This is a genomic window from Paenibacillus sp. cl130, from assembly GCF_900116035.1.
Lineage (GTDB): Bacteria > Bacillota > Bacilli > Paenibacillales > Paenibacillaceae > Paenibacillus > Paenibacillus polymyxa_B.
In genome coordinates, this window is the sequence record NZ_FOYG01000001.1 from 1,020,979 (window position 1) to 1,040,450 (window position 19,472).

Annotated in this window: 21 protein-coding genes; 4 read left to right on the forward strand and 17 right to left on the reverse strand. The window is 43.1% G+C overall.

Going from position 1 to position 19,472, the window contains the following annotated elements; all coding sequences use genetic code 11:
* The 5 genes from BM358_RS04840 to BM358_RS04860 all read right to left on the reverse strand — a co-directional run bounded on the left by BM358_RS04840 (position 1) and on the right by BM358_RS04860 (position 5,502).
* On the reverse strand, positions 1-1,365 hold the full coding sequence (locus BM358_RS04840) for an HlyD family secretion protein (RefSeq protein WP_023987577.1): 1,365 nt from the start codon (positions 1,363-1,365) through the stop codon (positions 1-3).
* A 23-nt stretch (positions 1,366-1,388) separates the two neighbouring features.
* Complete coding sequence (locus BM358_RS04845) at positions 1,389-1,973, reverse strand: TetR/AcrR family transcriptional regulator (RefSeq protein ID WP_023987576.1); 585 nt, start codon at positions 1,971-1,973, stop codon at positions 1,389-1,391.
* Positions 1,974-2,228: 255 nt separating this feature from the next.
* Complete coding sequence (locus BM358_RS04850) at positions 2,229-3,593, reverse strand: ABC transporter substrate-binding protein (RefSeq protein ID WP_028543064.1); 1,365 nt, start codon at positions 3,591-3,593, stop codon at positions 2,229-2,231.
* 125 nt (positions 3,594-3,718) lie between these two features.
* Positions 3,719-4,540, reverse strand: coding sequence for a carbohydrate ABC transporter permease (locus BM358_RS04855; RefSeq protein ID WP_023987574.1), 822 nt, complete (start codon positions 4,538-4,540; stop codon positions 3,719-3,721).
* Positions 4,537-5,502 (reverse strand): carbohydrate ABC transporter permease, encoded by a 966-nt coding sequence (locus tag BM358_RS04860; protein WP_028543065.1) that lies wholly within the window; start codon positions 5,500-5,502, stop codon positions 4,537-4,539. The genes BM358_RS04855 and BM358_RS04860 overlap by 4 nt, the downstream gene beginning before the upstream one ends.
* 192 nt (positions 5,503-5,694) lie before the next feature.
* Between BM358_RS04860 and BM358_RS04865 the strand changes: the two genes are divergently transcribed.
* Positions 5,695-6,015 carry a hypothetical protein gene (locus BM358_RS04865; protein ID WP_023987572.1) on the forward strand — a complete coding sequence of 107 codons (321 nt, stop codon included), beginning with the start codon at positions 5,695-5,697 and terminating at the stop codon, positions 6,013-6,015.
* Between the two features lie 115 nt (positions 6,016-6,130).
* Here the strand turns inward: BM358_RS04865 and BM358_RS04870 are convergent, their stop codons facing one another.
* Positions 6,131-6,505, reverse strand: coding sequence for a PH domain-containing protein (locus tag BM358_RS04870; RefSeq protein ID WP_023987571.1), 375 nt, complete (start codon positions 6,503-6,505; stop codon positions 6,131-6,133).
* A gap of 371 nt (positions 6,506-6,876) precedes the next feature.
* Here BM358_RS04870 and BM358_RS04875 point away from each other — a divergent pair, with 371 nt between their 5' ends.
* Positions 6,877-7,665: a polysaccharide deacetylase family protein gene (locus BM358_RS04875; protein WP_023987570.1), complete on the forward strand. Its 789-nt coding sequence runs from the start codon at positions 6,877-6,879 to the stop codon at positions 7,663-7,665.
* Positions 7,666-7,903: 238 nt separating this feature from the next.
* Here BM358_RS04875 and BM358_RS04880 read toward each other — a convergent pair whose 3' ends face one another.
* From BM358_RS04880 to BM358_RS04895, 3 genes are all read right to left on the reverse strand, one after another.
* Entirely contained in the window at positions 7,904-9,232 is a 1,329-nt protein-coding gene (locus BM358_RS04880) for a prolyl oligopeptidase family serine peptidase (RefSeq protein ID WP_028543066.1), read from the reverse strand.
* Between the two features lie 100 nt (positions 9,233-9,332).
* The gene (locus BM358_RS04885) at positions 9,333-10,214 is read right to left on the reverse strand and encodes an AraC family transcriptional regulator (RefSeq protein ID WP_028543067.1); all 882 of its coding nucleotides are present in this window, start codon (positions 10,212-10,214) and stop codon (positions 9,333-9,335) included.
* 1,051 nt (positions 10,215-11,265) lie between these two features.
* Positions 11,266-11,673, reverse strand: coding sequence for a MerR family transcriptional regulator (locus BM358_RS04895; RefSeq protein ID WP_028543069.1), 408 nt, complete (start codon positions 11,671-11,673; stop codon positions 11,266-11,268).
* A gap of 172 nt (positions 11,674-11,845) precedes the next feature.
* Between BM358_RS04895 and BM358_RS04900 the strand changes: the two genes are divergently transcribed.
* A complete protein-coding gene (locus BM358_RS04900) occupies positions 11,846-12,967 on the forward strand; it encodes an NADH-dependent flavin oxidoreductase (RefSeq protein WP_028543070.1) in 1,122 nt (373 codons plus the stop codon).
* A gap of 463 nt (positions 12,968-13,430) precedes the next feature.
* Here the strand turns inward: BM358_RS04900 and BM358_RS27100 are convergent, their stop codons facing one another.
* On the reverse strand, positions 13,431-13,676 hold the full coding sequence (locus tag BM358_RS27100; protein WP_028543071.1) for a WGxxGxxG family protein: 246 nt from the start codon (positions 13,674-13,676) through the stop codon (positions 13,431-13,433).
* A gap of 151 nt (positions 13,677-13,827) precedes the next feature.
* Here BM358_RS27100 and BM358_RS04910 point away from each other — a divergent pair, with 151 nt between their 5' ends.
* Complete coding sequence (locus BM358_RS04910; RefSeq protein ID WP_028543072.1) at positions 13,828-14,349, forward strand: DUF3231 family protein; 522 nt, start codon at positions 13,828-13,830, stop codon at positions 14,347-14,349.
* A gap of 171 nt (positions 14,350-14,520) precedes the next feature.
* Here BM358_RS04910 and BM358_RS04915 read toward each other — a convergent pair whose 3' ends face one another.
* The 7 genes from BM358_RS04915 to BM358_RS04945 form a co-directional block, all read right to left on the reverse strand.
* Positions 14,521-15,936, reverse strand: a complete 1,416-nt coding sequence (locus tag BM358_RS04915) for a helix-turn-helix transcriptional regulator (RefSeq protein ID WP_028543073.1) — start codon at positions 15,934-15,936, stop codon at positions 14,521-14,523.
* 218 nt (positions 15,937-16,154) lie between these two features.
* On the reverse strand, positions 16,155-16,346 hold the full coding sequence (locus BM358_RS04920) for a hypothetical protein (protein ID WP_226887785.1): 192 nt from the start codon (positions 16,344-16,346) through the stop codon (positions 16,155-16,157).
* Complete coding sequence (locus BM358_RS04925) at positions 16,346-17,125, reverse strand: M15 family metallopeptidase (RefSeq protein ID WP_028543074.1); 780 nt, start codon at positions 17,123-17,125, stop codon at positions 16,346-16,348. The genes BM358_RS04920 and BM358_RS04925 overlap by 1 nt, the downstream gene beginning before the upstream one ends.
* Positions 17,079-17,570, reverse strand: a complete 492-nt coding sequence (locus tag BM358_RS04930) for a phage holin family protein (protein WP_028543075.1) — start codon at positions 17,568-17,570, stop codon at positions 17,079-17,081. The genes BM358_RS04925 and BM358_RS04930 overlap by 47 nt, the downstream gene beginning before the upstream one ends.
* A gap of 77 nt (positions 17,571-17,647) precedes the next feature.
* Positions 17,648-17,839: a CD1375 family protein gene (locus tag BM358_RS04935; protein ID WP_028543076.1), complete on the reverse strand. Its 192-nt coding sequence runs from the start codon at positions 17,837-17,839 to the stop codon at positions 17,648-17,650.
* Between the two features lie 58 nt (positions 17,840-17,897).
* A complete protein-coding gene (locus BM358_RS04940) occupies positions 17,898-18,290 on the reverse strand; it encodes a hypothetical protein (RefSeq protein WP_028543077.1) in 393 nt (130 codons plus the stop codon).
* 14 nt (positions 18,291-18,304) lie between these two features.
* A complete protein-coding gene (locus tag BM358_RS04945; protein WP_143109549.1) occupies positions 18,305-19,072 on the reverse strand; it encodes a phage tail protein in 768 nt (255 codons plus the stop codon).
* Positions 19,073-19,472 lie beyond the last annotated feature (400 nt).

Below are 19,472 nucleotides of genomic sequence, written 5' to 3' on the forward strand. Positions count from 1 at the left end.
TTACTGCGCCCCTTTGCCTGTAAACAGAACCGTGGAGCCTGTTGGAACCGAAGCAGCAAGGTCTGGCAATGCTACTTTAACACCGAAGGAACGGACATCCTTGTCACCGGAGCTTTGGCTCGGTTTTTGAATGGCAAAGTCCGCAGCCGATTCTAACAGAATGACTTTACCCTTCAGCTCCTTACCGCCAGACAGCAATTTAATTTGGACTGTATCCCCTGCTTGAAGACCGTTCAGAGACGTTTCAGGTACATAGAATTTAGCCCAACGTTGTGTCGAAGTTTCAATGGTATAGACCGGGAATCCTGCGCTAGCCATTTCACCTAAGCTAAGCGACTTGGATTTTATGATTCCATCTTCTGACGCATATAGCGTAGTGTAGCTCAAATAGGTCTGAGCCTCTTGAAGCGCGGCTTCCGCTTGGGCTACCTGAGCATTGGCACCTGCAACCGCAGATTGAGCCTGCTCAACTGTGGATTGCGCCGCCTTCACAGCGGATTGCGCTTGCTCTACCGAAGCCTGAGCAGCTTTGACATCTTCCTGTTGTACAGCAACTTTGCCCGCTCCTGCCTGTGCTTCCTTCACCGCAGCCAAGGCTTGACGGTATTGAGCTTCAGCCGCCGTAATTTCCTCCTTGCGGCTTCCCTCCCGTGCCATATCCAATTTTTGCGACTCTGCATTATATTTGGCCACTGCCTGTTGATGTTCCAATGTCGCTTGATCCAAAGATGCCTGGGTTGCTGCTCCGGCTTCTTGAAGCTTTTTGGCACGCTCCAAATTTTTAACGGTCAGGTCCAGCGTTTCCTTGGCTATCTTCACAGATACTTGCAATTGCTCAAGCTCCTGCGGTCTTGCCCCGCTCTTGAGGGCATCCAGTTTTGCCTTGGCGGCGTTCGCAGCCGCTTTGGCCTGTTCAATCTGGCTGGAGGAAGCCTCTGCGGTCACACTGACCGATGTCGTACCTTGGCTTTTCTTGGCCTGAGCAGCACTCACAGTGGCCTGTGCCTGGCCTACTCCTGCTTGAGCCTGCAACACTCCAGCTTTTGCTTTGGATACATTACTCTTGGCTGCCAGCAATGCCGCCTGTGCCTGCTTCACCTTATCTTCTAACTCGCGACTTTCCAGATGTGCTAACACCTGCCCCTTTTTAACCTGATCGCCTTCTTTGACGAGCATCTGGTCAATCCGTCCTGCCATTTTAAAGCTGGCATTGAGGGTATCCGACTCCACATAAGCCGTAGGAATGGAAGAAGACTGATCCGCAGACAAGCTGCTTCCACCCCGTGGAAAAGCAGTCAAGGCATATATTCCAACCGCGATTAAAATAATAAGTACGACGTAAATCGTATATTTTTTAGCTTTCATGTTCTCATCACTCCATCTGTCTATTAATGTTGCATGCCCAATGCATTACACACAAATACTTCAATACTTTCTCGAACCTCTTGCAGATTCATCGTTTCGCCCCAAACCATAGACCGCATCGGAGCGAAAATGTAAATCCCAAATAAGCAATTGGCTGTTGTTTTGGCATCCAGCTTACTTGAAATTTTCCCATATAACTTACCGGAATCGATCTCTGCCTCCATAAAATCAAAATAATCAGCCAGCACCTGCCTAATATTAAAATGCTGCTCTTGTGAAACCCAGCCCTTACTGACCAATAGACGGCAAAAGTCCGGCTCTCTCACAATAAACTCAATATGTACTTGGATCAGCTTACGAACCCTAAGCTCCACCTGATCTTTAGGAGTATGAGCCATTGCTTCATGGATATCCCGGACAAAACGCTCCATCCCCATCTTCAAAATATAAATGTACAAATCTTGCTTGTTTTTAAAATTGTAATACAGGGTGCCCTTGGCTATGCCGCATACCTTGGCGATTTCCTCCATATTTGTTTCATTAAAGCCTCGTTCGGAAAAAGCTTTGAGTGCGCCGTTAAAAATAATTTCCTTTGTCTGCTGTTTCATGCTTCCTCCTTTTTTGAACTGACCGTCCAGTACAAAAATTATGTATTTATTATAAGCCCATTTTTAGTTATCCAGCAATAGGAAAAATGAAAATAATTCATTTTAGACATTTCGTCTAAACACTCATTCTAAAAATGAAAATGCAAAAACGGATCGAATAAGTGAGGGGGTCACTCATTCGATCCGTTATGTCATAAAATCGGATGATAAGGGGGCCATTCTACAGATTATCAACCGATTTTAAGGGAAGGCCGACTATTTTTTTACGGTTTGATTGTATTGAGCAATTTTGCCTGTAATTTCTTGTGCAGCTTGATCCAATGCCTGTTTTGGCTGTTGCTGGCCACTCAGAACGGCCTCAATTGCACCTTCTACGATTTGACGCGCTTCTGGAAATACGCCCATCACCGCGCCCTGTGTAGCGGTGGATTGTGCCGATGCGTGCAATTGGTCAACCGCCGTCTGGAATTGCGGATATTTTACCATATTATCTTTGAGTACCTTCTCGTTATAGGCTGCTTTCGTGATCGGGAAGTACCCGGTATTTACACTCCATTGTGCCTGTACAGCTGGGGAAGCGACGAATTTAATGAACTCCCATGCTGCCTTCTGCTGAGCTTCGGGCTTGTTGTTCATGATGTACAAGCTTGCGCCGCCTACAACCACGCCGCCTTCTTTAGCTTCATTGGCTCTTGGCAGGAATCCTGTGCCTACTTCAAATTTATCGCCAACCTGCTCCACAATATTACGCAGCGAAGCGGTGGAATCCAGCGTCATCGCAATTTGTCCTGCGGAAAAAGCTTTTGCCGTGTCGTCCGAGTTACGTCCCAGATTGGATACAACCTTTTCATCGATCATTTTCTTCCACCACGTCAGCGTTTTTACACCGGCATCCGAATTCAGCATGGATTCCGTTGCCGCTTGATCACGACCATTGCCATTATTCACATAATCCGCGTTCTGATTGGCAAACAGTTGCTCCATAAACCAGCCGTAGATGGCAATGGAAGCACCGGATTTACCATCCTTGCTCAAGGCTTTTGCAGCCTTTTCGAACTCATCATACGTTTTCGGAGGATTAGCTGGATCAAGTCCTGCGGCTTTGAATGCGTCCTTGTTGTAATATAAAATCGGGTTTGACGTATTGAACGGCATGGCGTTCAATTTACCATCTATCGTGTAGTATCGTGTAATATTCGGCTCTAGCTGCGACAGATCGAACTTATCTGCATCAATAAATTGTTGTACAGGTGTGATCATTTTGGAGTCGATCATAAATTTACTACCGATTTCGTATACCTGAATGATGTCCGGTCCGCTGTTGGAACCAAGCGACGCTTTCAGCTTGTTCAAGCTGTCATCATATTTGCCTTGATATACTGGCTCTACCTGAATGTCCTTATGACTGGCGTTAAAGTCAGCAGCGATCTGCTTGATTGCTTTTTCACCGTTACCGGACATCGAATGCCACCAAGTCAGCTTCACTGGAGAAGCCGCTGCTCCCCCATCACTACCATTACTCGGCTTCTCTGCAGCAGTATTATTGCTACAACCTGCTGCAACCACCATGGCAGTCAGAATAAGCAGGGTCAATGCACTTTTCAGACGAAAAAATCTCATAATCTCTCTTCTCTCCCTTTGATTAAATGATTCTTGAATTGGCATTCTCTTGCGATATTTTTGTGTGTTGAAGCTCTGTATATGGGCTGCTTGCGCAGGTGTTGCTTTTCATTTGACATATGTGCTCAGCCTTTAAGCGCACCCGCTGCCATTCCACGAACCAACTGTTTTAATCCAAAGATTAGCAGGAGCAGAGACGGTAAAATGACAAGGGCCGTACCCGCAAATACCAGATTCCATGAAGTCGATTCCTGAAATTCGAGCATGGATATTCCGATCTGTACCGTGCGCATATTCTCGCTATTGGTGATCAGTAAAGGCCAGAGGTACGAATTGTACATATTCAGGAACGAATACACAGCCAGTGTTCCGAGCGCAGGGCGCGATAACGGAAGCACATGGAACAGAAAGTAACGGATATGCCCGCACCCATCCATACGAGCCGCCTCAAACAGTTCCTTGGGAAGCTGGAGAAAAAATTGCCTTAACAGGAATGTTCCGAATGCCGTCGCCAGAAAAGGAACCGTCAATCCTTGATATGTATCAAGCCAGTTCCAGCTTCGTACCGTCAGGTAGTTCGGAATAATGGTCACTTCCCAAGGGATCATCATCGTCGCTACAAACATGCTGAAAATGAAGTTTTTTCCCTTGAATTCCATTTTGGCAAAAGCGTAGGCCGCCAAGCTAGCTGTAATCAGCTGCCCAATCATGGTCAGACCCGAAATGAGAAATGTATTTCCAATAAAGGCTGCAATCGGAACAATTTCAAACACTTCAGTGAAATTCGCCAAATGAAAAGAATGTGGAAGAAAGCTTGGTGGATAAGCGCTTGCTTCCTCCGGCGACATGACTGCCATAAAAAACGTATATATAACCGGATACAAAATGAGAGCAGCTGCAATCGTAAGCAGCACATACAGCAATGTTGAATTCAGGTGTCTTTTCATTGGTAATGCACCTTTCTTTCCACCCATTTGAACTGAATCATCGTGAGCAGCAGAATGACAGCAAACAAGACAATCGCCTGCGCGCTCCCCGTTCCGAACCGGAAATTAACGAAAGCTTCCTGATAGATGGAATACACGAATACATTCGTACTGTTCACCGGGCCGCCTTTGGTCAAAATGTTAATTTGAGCAAAAGACTGGAAGGCTCCAATGATGGAAACTACTGTTACAAAAAAGATCGTCGGTGATAACAGTGGCATGGAGATACGCCAGAACGTGACGAGCGGGCCAGCTCCGTCCATTTTGGCACTTTCATACATGTCATCTGGAATTCCTTGAAGTCCGCTTGATAAGATAATGTAATTGAAGCCTAGATTCATCCAGATGGTCATCATGGCTACTGAGAACAGCGCCCAATCCGGGCTGGTCAGCCATGGAACCGGGTTGATATGTAGCAGGGAAAGCAGATAGTTGAACATCCCCAGTGTCGGATGAAAAAGAAATTTCCAAATGACCGCAGATGAACCGACCGACAACACCATCGGCAGCGAAAAGGCAAACTGGAAGATACGCATTCCCCGTAATTTACTGTGTGTAAGTGCAGCCAGTACCAGCGCCAATAAAATACCTACTGGTACTGTTAGCAGTGCAAACAGGAGTGTCACCTTAATCCCTTGCAGAAACAGTCCCGAGCTGAAAAGTGTAGTGAAATTATCTAACCCCACATAAGCTGCAACGTTTCCTGCGGGATCTGTAGAATGCAAGCTGAGATAAACGGACTTGATCATCGGATAAAACATAAATACAGCAAACAAAATAAGCGATGGAGCCAAAAAGGTATACGCCAGCGCGTTTTCGCGCAGTCTTTGAATTTTTAGCGAACCCGTGCGTATGCGGGCTTTAGACGAAGTCTGTTGCTGACTCCTCGTCCCCAGTCCCATAGATTTGTTAAGCTCACCCAAAACGGATCGCCCCTTTCTTTTCAAACCAACCTCAGTAAGTGTATCGTTTCGATGTAAAGGGAACGTCAAGTGGGCTGGAGTAAAATGTTAATGTTTTTTCTTTTTGTAAAAGCAACTCTCTATAGGTATGAGCACAAAGACATAGACTCCTGCATACGATGCATCATTACATGGTATGGAGGTTAGAGGCGAATGCCGTACAACACCGTCAGTCCGCAAACTTTATATCAAGCTAGACCGGAGTTACAGGCCGAACTCAAAAATATCCGCGATCATTTGCATTATCAATTAAGCCCCTACATGAATCACACGGTCAGGGTCCAAACGATGGATCATCAAGTATATGAAGGAACGATTGTGCACATCGATGCGGATCATTTGTATCTGAGAGTCCCTCAGCAATATCACTCACCCTTCTCAGGCACCACAACCCCTGATCGCTCCTATGCCTACAACAATGTCATTCTGCCGCTGGTATTATATAATTTATTGGTTATAACCCTATTGAGTTAGCGCTCGATCCATATCTCTCTCTAATTAAAAGACAAAAAAAACCTCCAAATTCTGTAAGGAGCCTTCTTGGCACATTACGAAGTTGGAGGTTTTAGTTATTTGTTTTCCATAATCATTAGTTCTCACAAGAGATACCTGCTTCTTGCTCTAGTACAGCTACAAAGCCCTCTATACAATCTCCACTCGGCAGGTGGGTGAACACCTCGTTCACACCCTGATTGATCAGCGTGATGTTCCCCCTAGAATCCGACAAATCCTTATCTAGCTTAGCCAGTGAAATATGGTGATAATTGATGAACTTGACCCAAGGAGTACCCATAGTGCAGGAATAAAAGATGATTCGTTCGGACGTCACTGCCAGCATTCCATGAAGCGATATCTTCTGGGAGCTCTGTTTCAAATCATACGTACACCCCATATATGATCGGATGTGTTCGCCCGCTTCTAACGTCAGACTAATAGCTCGCAACTCTTTTTCATTTGTTTTCATCCCGTCTCATCTCCTGTTCGAAGTTCAGGAACGAGTCGCAGCTCCTTGACCTCAGATCAGCTTTTGCGGCTTGTCCCGTCGACCTCTTCATTTTTCGTTAGATTAAGACTCTCACGAACTGGACAATGACCTACCTCAACTGCACATTGAAACCAAGGATGGATATGTACAACTTATCATGGGTACAGGATGTTATCAACAAGCAAGCTATCACTCTTTTTGAGCATAACTCCGTAATCTGCGCCTTGCTGAAGAAGCAATTAGATCTAATTTTAAGTGATTGGAATGGATGAATTTCAGAAACGAGGAATGGTATATGCTTCTTCTTGGCAAGCTAATGTGAGAATACGTTAGAACGGAGAAGAAGCCTTATGAAATATAACCGTTTGCTGTGCGCTGGAATCGCTGTTTCTTTACTGTGTATCAGCTCTTGCCCCACTCCATCTACCAATGCACAAGCCACATCATACGCCTCCCCTGCTCCTACAAAGGGAAGGGCCTATTACGAAGAACGGGGCGACATTGTATGGGAAGTTCCTACCCATCGTAAGCTTATCGCTCTCACATTCGATGACGGACCTGACGAAAGCAACACGCCTGCCATTTTGGATTTGCTTAAAGAATATGATGCTAAAGCGACCTTTTTTGTCGTCGGCAGTCGTGTCGAAAAGCTGCCTCACCTTGTCAAACGGGAACGAGAAGAAGGGCATGAAGTTGGCAACCATACCTTTCTTCACTCATCCTTTCAGTACATTTCCCGCAACAAAGCTCTGTCCGAATTGGATCAAGCTCAGGCGAGCATCGTTCAGGCAACTGGTACGGGAACCCATCTTTTTAGGCCACCCGGCGGCTCCTATACCGATTCGCTGGTTAAGCTCTCCAAGGAGAAAGGGCTGAAAATTATTTTATGGTCCTGGCATCAGGACACCTTAGATTGGCGAAAACCTGGTGTGCATCGCATCGCTAATAAAGTCCTTCGCAACGCCCGTAACGGCGACATTGTCCTCATGCACGATTATGTACATCAAAGTACACAAACCGTTGAAGCCTTGAAAATTATTCTACCCGAGCTCAAGAAGAGAGGATACACCTTCGTTACGGTATCCGAATTACTCTCTAATCGGGAAAAACCGGATGGGCTGATTGAAGTGAATAAGTGAAAGAGAACAATTAAACTCCGTCAATTATTTGTTGACGGAGTTTTATACATGAGGATTTTGCGAAAACCCAATAAGGAACTGATAATGCCGAGCGATAACGTGTTGTTAACGAATGACTCAGAGAATGTACGGTAAAGCTGGCTTCCCAAAAGCATAATCTATTTTTCAATAGTTTTTCATTGAACTTTAAAGAAGCCTATTACATCATATTGCTATTTTCATTTGCTAGCTATACCTTTCAGTCCAATGTTTTGGAGGCCAGCCATTGCATCATGGTTGTTTTCTTTCCGTCAATCACCTTCGATACTTCGTTGTTATACACGTAAATCCAGGACCAGTGGCCGTTGTATTCATACGGTGTTTGGTCGCTCTTCTTGTACAAACCAGAGGTATCCACTACGTTATCAAATAACGACATATGAACATCCTTTGCTCCGGCATTCACTAAACGGTTGTAGGTCGGAATCGCATAATCGTTGGGCGGTACTACGGTGTCGGTTTTGGCAGCCACAAACCAGATCGGCAGGTTCTTCATTTCGTTTATTTGTTCATCGGTAATAAGGCTGTCCTTTAAGGCTTCACAGGCCACCACAGCTGCTGCAAAATAATCTTTATAATCACGGATCATCAGCATAGTCATGTAACCACCGTTGGAGTCTCCGCCAATATAGATTCGATCTGTATCAATGTCTTTGTTTTGGGCCACGTACTCCTTAATTAAGGACATCAATGCTTGCTCGTACTTGGAGGTTCCGTCCCCAAAGCCTGTAAAGCCATCCATCCAGTAGGTTGGGGTCTGAGGTGCCAACACATAAGCCCCGCCAAAATAGGATTGGATATCCTTAGAAGCAAAATTCGCTGCTTTATTTCCGGAAATCGGAATCGTCGGATCGGTACCTCCCTCACCCATACCGTGCAGCCAGATCACCAAGGGGTTTTTCACTTTGTCTTTTGACGGTGCATAGTCCGCATAGGTTAAAGTAATCCCGTCAAAAGTAGCTTTGCCGGTTGAAAATTGATCAACCAGCTTCCGTATCTCTCCTGCGGAAGTATCGATCTTCAAGCCGGAAATCGTTCCTGATTTGGTTTTAATAACTTTTTGCTGCGTGATCGTGTATTTGTTATCATTCCATGCATTAAACCCAGAGCCTGCCGCATCATAATGAATAGCGGAGCTTAGTGTTAAGGCCGGGCCGATTTCCATTTCCAATACAACGTAGCTTCCGGTTTTATTTACAGGGTTGCCACTTTTGTCCGATACATAGGCCTTGGTGACTTTCCGGTTGCCATTCTCAATAAAGGGATTTACCAGCCTATTGTCGCTTCTTCCCACATGCACCTTAAATGTATCCTTTGTTATCGCATCTTTAGGTACTGGCTTACCCAGGTTAACAATGATCTTCGTAATGGCTGCTCCCCAATCCTTAACCTCCGCAACCGTCCGGTACGAGGTGGGCTGTATCTTTACATCCTTGGCCCATGCACCGGAATTGAAAGCAAGGGTCGTACCGATAGCTAAAGTGAATAACATAGTTGTTTTAGCAGCCTTTTGAAACCGTTTAAACATGATGTCTTACCTCCCGGGTCCATTAATAAAACGCTTACATTATTTATTTTAATGATTTTTTTATTTGTATCCTGTCTTTTATTAGCCTAATTCAGGTCAATTACTGACTCCTTGCTCCAGAATACCCCTTGTTCTCTTTTCGATATTGATGCGGTGTTGCCTGATAAACCTTTTTAAATACCCTGGCAAAAGACTTCTCGTTCGGAAATCCGTGCTCCAGCGCAATTTGTATAATGGAATGATCCGTATTCATAAGAACACGATAAGATCTCTCCAGACGGATGGCATTGATATATTGAAATAAGGTCATCCCTACATGCTTCACAAAAAACCGGGACAAATATTCGGGAGACAACCCAAAAACCTGAGCTATCGAATCCAAGGATAAGCTTTGATCGTAATTCTTTTTGATATAATCGGTTATCAACGTCAGCCGCTCCAAATATTTATCGGAGTTAAAGCCACGGATAGATTCATTATCCATTTTAAAATGCATTAATAACAGATACACCAGTTTATAAGATAGCGATGTTAAATGGATATGTGCTAAAGAGTCATTATGCTGGTTGAGATAAGCCACAAATAAGGTGTTTAGCAAATCACGCAGCTCCGCAAAATGCTGTAATCTCTGCTCGTTAGTTTCGAAAATGGATATACAGTCAAATGAAATGGGGTTACTGCCGTTAACATTTGCTCTAATAAATTCAGAAGGAATCAGAACGGTTATAGCCTTTCTTCTTTTTCCCTTAGTTACAGAAAAGGAATGAATGGCATTCGAATTAATAAGCACAATATCTCCTTCTTTGGAGCTATAACTCGCGCCATCAATATAGATGTTATCGATTCTTCCTGAAAGCACATAGGATATTTCGATGCTGTCGTGCCAATGCCCAGGTATGTACGCTGGTTCATTTGAGGAATGAACTATAATTTTTAACGGAAAATGATTGTCTGCCTGGACCAGCTCATATTTGTATTCCAAGTTTGTTGCTCCTCTCAGATGTGAACATATAAATAGAAGAAAATGGCTTCAGCAGAGTGCCGAAACCACTTGTATTTAACCTTCCTCTCTCTATAAACAAAAAAACCTAAGATAACAAAATACATAAGATCCTTGGATCTTAACATTTTGTTCCTTAGGTTTTGCCTGCGTAACAGTAACAATCCTAGAGCTATTCATTTAATTAAGCTAAGTATATAGCGGGTTAAAATACATGTCAACGCTTTCATTTTAAATGTAATGAACCGAAAAACCCTTATAGATCATGTGTAAATCTATATAACACTGCATTTTGGATCATTAAAAAGGCTGATTATGAGAGAGTCCATAATCAGCCTTTTGTTTTACGCTATGTGGTCAAACAGGGCGTCTAATCATAGAAGCCCTTGATGCATAAGGTTTTTCCAACCCTATTACATCATGCCGCCCATCTTTGATTCACTCTCGCAGAGGAACGTCGTAAAACTTATCTTCTATTGTATAGCTTGTTTGGGCTTATCTTCAGAAAGTTTTATTCGTCTACATCCGCCCTCATTCGCCGGAATTGTGATTTTTCATGTGATTTTTTGTGATTCAAATAACCATGTTGCCCCCCACATAATTCATTCTAATCAACAACTTCCTTACAATTGTATATTGGGGTATACAAAGTAGCAATGATATTTCTGAGAATTTAATATTCTCTAAAATGCCTCTCACCTTCTCTTGGCAGCATAGGTATGCTCTATCCCGCTCCCAGCCCTCCAGAATGGCGATATCCCGTAGTGTAAACTTATCAGTCCCCATAATATAGTTATCTTGCTCTAAAGCAAACAAATAACTTTTATGTTCTCTGTACGCCTCCGCGTCTTTATCTCCAGTTCCTTCATGGTGGGCATCCGTCGAGAAGGAAAATCGTGAGCCAAAATAAAATGAGTATTAGACTCTCCCTAAAATTGAAACAGCGGCAGCCATGGACGAGAAAATAAAGCCCTAGACCACCACTGTTTTTATTTAAGCTAACGTGTCCCGTTAGCTTAAGTACATTAATTCACTATTCCATACCGTGACATTTAAAGTTATAGTCGGGATTTTTCATAACCTCTTCTTTCTGAAGTTCATATATGGCTATTTTATAGTTTATTTCTTCTAAGTGTTTAAAACTTTCGTCAATTTTCTTCTGCACTTCCAATTTATGCTGCATCAACATTTCTTCTCTTTGTAAATAGGTAGTATTTCCCGATTCATAAAGTTCCTTGTAATTCTTTATTTTTGAAAGAGGCATGCCTGTCTCTTTGAGGCAACGAATAAAAGAAATCCAATCTATTTGTTGTTTGCTATAAACTCTACGGCCTTTTTCGTCACGAGATATATTTGGTAATATCCCTTGCTCTTCATAAAATCGAAGCGTCTTTGCAGATACATTTAAATTCTCCACTACATATGTCATTGAATACAACATCTACTTGCCCCCCTTTTTTTAGTTATAGTTACTGTAACTAAAAAAATATCATAAAGAGAATGACAACGCAACAAATCTATATTTAATCATATAAAAATAAATACTTGACTTGCCGTTACAGCAACCAATTAAACTGAAATAGAAAAGAAAATATGAGAGCGAGGTTAATGAAATGAATCAGAAATACAGTAGGTTATTTGAATCCTTCACATTCAGAAATGGAATAACAATTAAGAACAGTATCGTTATGGCACCTATGACAACCTGGTCAAGTAATGACGATCTTACCATTTCGGATGACGAAGTAAAGTATTACAAACAAAGAGTGAATGGAGTAGGACTCGTCATTACAGGGTGTACTCATGTTACACCTAATGGGCAGGGTTTTACGAATGAATTCGCTGGGTACAATGATGAATTTACTCCAAGTTTACGAAAATTAGCTGAGGCAGCGAAAAGTGGAGGCGCTCCTGCGATCCTACAGATTTTCCATGCTGGCAATAAAGCCGTGCCTGGATTGGATGTAGTTAGTGCGAGTGCATTGCAACCCGAAGTTACTAATTTAGGTTCAACTTCAGAAACAAGAGAACTATCACATGAGGAGATCTTGTCGATTGTACGTGCTTTTGGAGACACAACAAGACGAGCAATTGAAGCCGGATTTGATGGCGTCGAAATTCATGGGGCTCATGGATTTTTAATTCAGAATTTTTGGTCGCCAGCGACAAATCAACGGACGGACCAATGGGGAGGATCACTTGAAAATCGCTTGCGTTTTCCGTTGGCGATTATTGAAGAAATCAAAAATGTCATTGAAAAACATGCTACAAAACCATTCATTATAGGATTCCGACTTTCTCCTGAAGAATCCTCCAAAGTGGACGGATTACGTATGAAAGACACGTATGAATTAATTGATTTCCTTGTTGGACAGGATTTAGATTATATACATGCTTCATTGGATAATGTGTCTTCAAAGCCAGTAGATAGTCAAGATGAAAAAACACGACTTGAATTAATTCTTGAAAGAGCAAACGGTAAGGTACCTGTGATGGCTGCTGGTTCCATAATAACACCGGATGATGCTCTTAAAGCTATGGAATTAGGTTTGCCGCTAGTCGCCATTGGGCATGCGTTAATTATGGATCCTAATTGGGTTGAAAAGGTCGCAAATGGACGTGATGCCGAGGTAGATTCTGAATTGAACGTTTCGAAACTCGACCAGCTTAATATTCCAGAAAAACTTTGGAATGTATTTCAAGTAATGCCAGGTTGGTTTAATATTAGTAAATAAAGAGTAGTCCTAAAGGCTACTCAGATTGACGAGAAACCCAAGTCTTTTATGAGACTTCGGGTTTCTTTTGCTGATTCTAAGGTGCTCCGTCCATCCGTAGTTCGGTAGGGCAATTCTTGCTGTTGCGGACACACATACCGCGTATATTTCGATCTTGAAGGCCTTTGCAAATAGAGGGCGTTAAATAACCTGAATCTAAGGCTACCGCTCCAGAATATTGTTGCGTTAAAATGCCCGTTAGCTTAATGACGTATTCGTTATTCTAAGACTTCATTTCCTCAGAACAGATGCCACGTACTGGGGATGGTTTCAGAATACACGTAAAGCGCCTTACAAAAAAGTGTATAATAAACGACTTTCGACATATTCAGACTTAGCAGCAAATAGTTTAATTAAAAACAATCCCCGCCGACCAGTTAAGGTTAGCGGGGATTGTTAAGGTGTTTTTGAGTTGTATTTACGATTATCTTTTTTTGTGGTTTTCATGGTCGCGACGTCTTAAGCCTGCCAATCCAATTAATCCTAACAGACCAAGCCATCCCCAATTAACATTATCGTCATCATCATTATTATTAGTGGTCAGCATTTGTGTTCTACCATTGTCGTTTGTGCCCATATTGGTTTCACTGTTTTCAGCAAATGCTACTACCGATCCAAAACTTGAAATCATTAATGCAACAACAACCATTATCTTCATTTTTTTCAACATACCTAAACCACTCCTTTAAATTTGTGTTTCCAATCAGTTTTTAATGTATTTAATATGCCCAGTAGAACATATTTGGTATACACACATTAAATCTTCACTACTGGGAATCATAAATTTGTACACCATTAAAATAAGCAAGGAGTGGTTTTTTATAACGGGTATCCTAAGCGGGAATCCAAAAGACGAGCCCATGCATTACGGAGAAATTTATAGTGTGTGGCAGTTTTCAGCGTTAGCGAAAGGAAGCGTTTCATTTTACCAAGCATGTTTAAACCACGCTGGAGACAAAGAACTCAAAAAAATACTGGATGATCTTATTGATCAAGCTAAACTGGAAATCCAAGAATGCGATGCAATGCTTACTGATAATGGTATTGCCCCAGCTCCTATTTTGCCTGAAAGACCCCCTGTGAAACTTGAGGATATCCCGGCTGGTGCAAGGTTTACTGATCCCGAAATTGCAGCTAAAATAGCATTAGATACCTCTGTAGGATTGACATCTTGCAGCCAAGCTATGGGTCAATCCATTAAAGAAGACATCGGGGCTTTATTTGCGAAATATCATCTAACTAAGACTGCTTTAGGAGTTCGTATTCTAAAAATGAACAAAAAAAAGGGTTGGTTAATACCTCCCCCTCTTCAATTAAAAAGACCTGAACCAGTTAAAGCCTAAATTTACTGTACGATTCTTCAACACACTGTTCCTTAGATTGTTCAACAAAAATCCCCGCCGACCAATTAAAGGTTAGCGGGGATTTGCTTTGCTTACGTTTAAGCACCTCCATGCTGTACTTGTGGCTGTATATCATGCGAGTGAACAGGTACAGTAACAATAAACAAAAAGCTAGCCGCGACGATCAGGAGAACCATTTTTTTTAACATTGTTCATCCACACCTTTTCAATAAGATTTAAAAAATCTGCTTTGGTTTCAGGAGCCGCATAATCCTTGAAATGCAAAAACAAACCCATACAATTTATAAAATAAGTCTCATTATTTAGTGTATGATAACTTACCAATGAATACATCAAATGTTTAAAACCATCACTGTAAATGCCCTGATTTAAGTAATAGTAGGCTAATTCGTAACCACACCACGCAAAATAATCAGGTACCACTTGTTGAGTATACATATCACTTGATGAGTGTTGCGATAATGATGCAATGTCTGTTTCAAACCGTTTAATTATATCATTAACGTTGATCTTATATCGGTTCGCCGCTATCATAATATTCAGCAGTTGAATAACCCTATCTTCTTGAGTTGTATCCTCCGCCGCATCAATATATTCAACATAATCTTGTAACACTTTTATATCTCCAGATAAAAGCTTATTCGCAATAACGTTAGCTTGCACCCAGTGTTGAAACAACTTGACCCAATGTTGGGTGTTCTCATCTGTCTCTTTGACCCAATCTAAATTAGCATAGGCGTATGTATATTGTAGAGCTTGTTGATAATCGCCTTGGGCTTCATAGACACTTGCACACAGCAGGTCAGAATAGGAAATGTATACAAACAAGGGACGAGTTAGTTTCTTAGTAGATTCATTACGCTCTCGACTCTTCTGTTCATGCTTCAAAGTATATTGAATTTCCGCTTTAACTCTCATTATTCTTGCTACTTCCTCAACCTTGTCCCATTTACGCAAAGACCTGTACACGTTAGCTAAATCCTTCAGTGCGTCAAGCTGTTCTATTTCATCCAGACGTTCCACGAAGGGTTCAAATAGCGTTGCTGCCTTGAGATTACGGCTTTGATCGTCTCCAACTTGAATCGTAAATATACGATACTGACAGACTGCCAATCGTTCTGAATGTTGATATTTTTCCGCTTCAGCTACCCCCTCATAGAGCAGCAATGCAGCCGCATGTCGTTCCTGCGACAACAATTCTTCTGCAATTTCAAATAGTTTGGGCGAATACAGTAGATTGTCCATGATAGCTCCCACCACTCTACGGATCACACCCAGCTTGTCCAATTCCGCACAGCGATACAAAAATGGCTCGATTCGCCTCATATTCGAAGGATGGTCGATGATGTAGTTTTCTATGAACAAGTCATAAAAGTGACCTTCCGGTAAACCCATAGCCTCAGTAATTCGATCCAGTTGGTTAACAGACAAAGGCTTGTTTCCTGTCACGATAGCACTTACTGCTCCCCTATTCATATCCGCAATATGACCAAATTGTGTTAAACTCAATCCTTCTTGTTGTAGGTATCTGTCTAATTCTGCTCGAATCGTAGGTGTATGCTTCATATCATAGCAACCCCTCGCATAAAAATTCCAGTATTTTATAATCATTTACTATTTTTGTCCAGCATTTAACAGTTGTCAATCTTTTTTTGCGAATCATGTGGAAAGCCACGTTTGTCATAAGAGCACTCCTACAAACAAAAAAACACCCCGCCGGCATTAAGCCAGCAGGGTGTTTCGTATTCCCAAACGCCTGTAATTATTCCTCATTAGTTGGACTGTCAGTCGACTTGCCATCTACATAAGCCTCCGCCAGAATGTAAGCAATCACTGCGCCGAATGCACCGATAACGCCGGGTTACTTGAATAACCGTGTCATTGTTTGCACCAAAAGCAGTGAGCAAGCTCGTGAGCAGTGCGGCCAGCAACGCCCAAAACTTACGACTGGACAATTTACGTTTCCAATCTGTCATTATGCGACACCTCCCCTTTTGAATACTCCAGCTCGGTCAAGCAGCGTGACCATGCGATAAAAGTCGTAGCTACCGTCATTCGCCGTGTCCAGTACCCCTACGGCCTTGGCGTTGATACAGGCTTGCTCTGCCCATGCAGGTACTTTAGGCTGTTTAGCTGTTGTCTCTAACGTCTTGATACGGTCAGCTTGCTTCTGTACAGTGTTTTGCAACGCTTTAAACGCTGCTTTTTCTTCTGCTGTCATAGGCTCATCCTCCAATTTATTAAACTTAGCTAAAGCTGCATTAAGCTGCGCTTGAGTTGGGTGCTTGCCCGCCCGAAATTGAGCCGTCGTGATTCCAAAGACCATCTGCAGGTGGGGCATGTCCTTAAAGCTGCGCCAGTCTCCTCCCCACTCAAGCCCTAGTTTCTTCGCTTCCTCAACCACTTCCGACCAGTCTGGAAGGGAATCCTTATCATCATCCTTCAGCGTGTCCCAGGAAACTGTGCGGCCATCTCGTAACAGCAGAGCGAAATCGGCTGCAAACCCAAAGTTATGATTGCTATATCCGCCCCTGGCTTTTGTTACTTTGGGACGCTTATCTCCATTCCGTCCTTGGGCATAGAGTTCGTCCTGTTCCGCATACGTGCGGAATCCTTGAGTAATTACTATCCAAACACCACGGGCATAGCAGCGCTCAATTAATTTTTCCATTACAATTTTAAAAACTGGATTCAGCCCGACAAGTCGATTAAGAGACTTTTTTTGTATCTGTTCCATCGTCAGCACCTTTGTCATCTCCTTTCTCTTTCAACTGTTGCAAGAAATTTTTAAGCTTGAACGGCAATGGAATTCCCATTGCTCCCCAGTTCTCGGCCAAGGAAAGTCCTTCACGGCCAGCGTAGAAGTAAATAGCCGCCGTCCGGAAGATCGGTGCGCCTGGTTGTAGCCAATTGTCCAATTGTGCAGACAATCCCACCACCGTCAAAACCGTAGCCTTTCGAATGCCTCCCCAAAACATCACATCGCTGTCCATTTTTTTGTTTCTAATAGCTGCGGCTACTCCAAAAATATAATCCAATACCATCATCGTAAGCAGCACCTGAAGCGGCTTGTCCCACCCACCCAAAAATGTAACAATCAGACCAGTCAGCGCAGTCACTCCCCCTGCCGCCGCTTCCTTTTCCGATGCCCCGACCATTGCGGTCCATACGGTGCTGCCAAACATTTTAATTTGGCTCACTACCTTTTCCCCCTTAAAAATAAAGCCCCCGACCACTCCGAGGGCAAAGAAATAGCGCATCCGATTGGATACGCCCCTTACGCTTCTAGTTCTGTTGATTGTTCTGCCGCCTGTGTAGCTGCTGGAGTCACATGCGCAGGCTCAGTAATGCCCAAGTCTGCTTTAAGCTGATCCTGCAATCCGGCTGGTACGTCCTCGATTGTACGACGGCCAGCGAGGATAAGATGTACAAGTGTGGTCGCAAAAGCTTTTTTAATCTGCTCATTCATGCTATCACCTCCCTTCATGAGCTGCATGAGAATAAAAAATAGAACCCGATCCCGGATTCTAGGTAACATTGCTTTGTTCCATAACGAGCTGGATAAGCCCGGCTATGGCTTCTTTGTTGTCCAAATCAGCCAGTTTAAGTTCTGCTACCCGCTCCGTTAAGGGCTTTTGAAAAATCGGTTCTGTGGTAGCACTATCTTTGTATTTAAACTCTAACTTTTGAGTAGCGGGATTGACCCAATAAGATATGGCCTGTTCGAAGTCTTGTTTGTGCTGTTGATACCCGAGTTGGATCACGCCTAGCTTATCGAAATCGTAATCGCGCAACTGCGGATAGAAAGCTGCATCATCTTCCGCAGTTGTTACAACTACATCGCCTGCCGACTCCGGTGTTACAAAAATCACTTCGCCAGAGGCCTTGCGCCAGAATACTTTTGAACCAATTTCAACCATTATTATCCCTCCATTTATTCGTATGCAAACCATTCATGAGCCTCAATGTATGCTATTGGTGAACCCCCAGCGTATTCTCGTATGTTGCTAGTTTCTACCGTAGCAGTAAAACCGCATGGCTGTTTCGTTAAATTATACATACTAATATAGTTGTTAAAACGTCCGTATAGAGCCCATGTTCCGTCTGATTGTGGTACGGATGCGGTTGAAAAACATTCCAAATACAAAACGTTTCCGTTGTCTTTCAGTTTAAAGCGAACGAATATACGACTTGGAGAAAAACCCATATTATTAACGGAAAGACTCATAGTAGCTCCACTACTATAATTGGGCGCCCCTGCCGATTGACCGTTAAATGAGCCTCTTGCGAATCGTTTTACAGATGCATTTGTGATTACTGCCGCTATCTGATCGCTGTTCATGTCGGGACTGGCGCCTCCAAACTTGCCGTTGATCGCGCCCACAATTTTATTTTTAAGATCAACGGCTTGCGTAAAAGCTTGGTCTGCCAGGCTGTATGCTTCATTCGCTCGGTCATACGCCTGTTTAGTAGCGCTTGGTGTAGACGCCCGATCTTTAGCATCACTGGTTACTGAAGTATCGAGTATTGTAACGCCACGTGCTTGCGTAGTAGTGGAAGGCAGATCGGACGCAGAATGTGTATGATTCTTGCTGGCTAATCCGTCCCAAGGCAGCCACACTCCAGCGACTGTTCTAACCCGTTTGTATACCCCGCCAGTTTCATCAATATAAAGGTGGACGAGTGTCATGCCTTCTTCCACTGTGACAGATCCTACAAAAAGAACGCCTTTAGGGTTAGCCCCCGGCGGACTGTGATCCGAAGCTGGGTTTAAAGAAGCGACGTCAATCCTGTGCGTTCCGGGCAGAATGATAAAATTCCAGTCGACCGAAAACGGTTTGCCTCTGTCTACGAAAGATATGCTGTAAAGATCGGAAAGAGCTTTGCTGGTCGGTACAGTCAAAGGAGAAATTGATTTATAATCTGCGCTAAGTCGGACGATACCCTTAACTGTAGTGGTGGCTTCGTCTACCTATATTTTTAATAGCCTCGTCCAAAGCCTGATCGTTTTCGTAAAGCGTACATCTACAGCCCACATATCATAATGTTTGTTGATCTGGAACACATTCATATGTTCGTCCCAAAACAGCACATGATTTTCA